This window comes from Fretibacterium sp. OH1220_COT-178, from assembly GCF_003860125.1.
Classification (GTDB): domain Bacteria; phylum Synergistota; class Synergistia; order Synergistales; family Aminobacteriaceae; genus CAJPSE01.
On the sequence record NZ_RQYL01000070.1, the window covers coordinates 1 to 742 of the forward strand.

A 742-nucleotide genomic window follows, 5' to 3' on the forward strand; every position below is an offset into this window, starting at 1 on the left:
ATTTCGGACAGGGTCTGGGGGTTGCTGGAACCTCTTCTTCCGGGTCGTAAGGGTTCCTGGGGCGGGAAAGCCCGGGACAATCGTCTCTTCATCAACGCGGTGTTCTGGATTTTGCGTACCGGTGCACCCTGGCGGGATTTGCCTCCCGATTACGGGGACTGGAAGAACACGCATCGCCGGTTCTGCCGTTGGCGGGACAAGGGAATCTGGGAGAAGCTGTTGGAACAGCTTGTGGTTGATCCGGATTTCGAATGGCTGATGATAGACGCCACACACATTAAGGTGCATCCGCATGCGTCGGGGGCGAGGGGAGGCAATCAGGAGATGAGCCGGACAAAAGGGGGCTCAACACCAAGATACACCTGGCCGTGGATGCGCATGGTATGCCGGTCCGAATCCTTGTTACAGAGGGTACCCGAGCGGATTGCCGCGAGGCCTGTAAGTTGATTGAGGGGATTGATGCGGCCAATCTGTTTGGGGACCGAGCCTACGACACGAACGAGATTGTGGAGGCGGCGCAGGCGGCAGGAATGGAAGTGGTCATCCCACCGAAGAAGAACCGTAAGGAGGTTCGGGAGTACAAGAAGCATCTTTATGAGTTTCGGCATTTGGTGGAGAATGCGTTTTTGCATTTGAAGCGATGGCGGGGTATTGCTACACGGTATGCAAAAAATGCCGCATCCTTTGTTGCCGCGGTACAAATTCGCTGCATTGCTCTTTGGGCTAACATCTTGTGACGACA

Annotated in this window: 1 protein-coding gene; it reads left to right on the plus strand. The window is 55.5% G+C overall.

Annotated features, from left to right (window positions below; translation table 11 throughout):
* Nucleotides 1-737, plus strand: a protein-coding gene (locus EII26_RS12855) for an IS5 family transposase (RefSeq protein WP_233572761.1) whose coding sequence is annotated in 2 segments (ribosomal slippage) — nucleotides 1-334 and nucleotides 334-737 — 738 coding nt annotated over the 2 segments. Because the reading frame shifts where the segments join, the coding sequence is not laid out codon by codon here. This gene is flagged as partial in the annotation.
* Nucleotides 738-742: the final 5 nt, after the last annotated feature.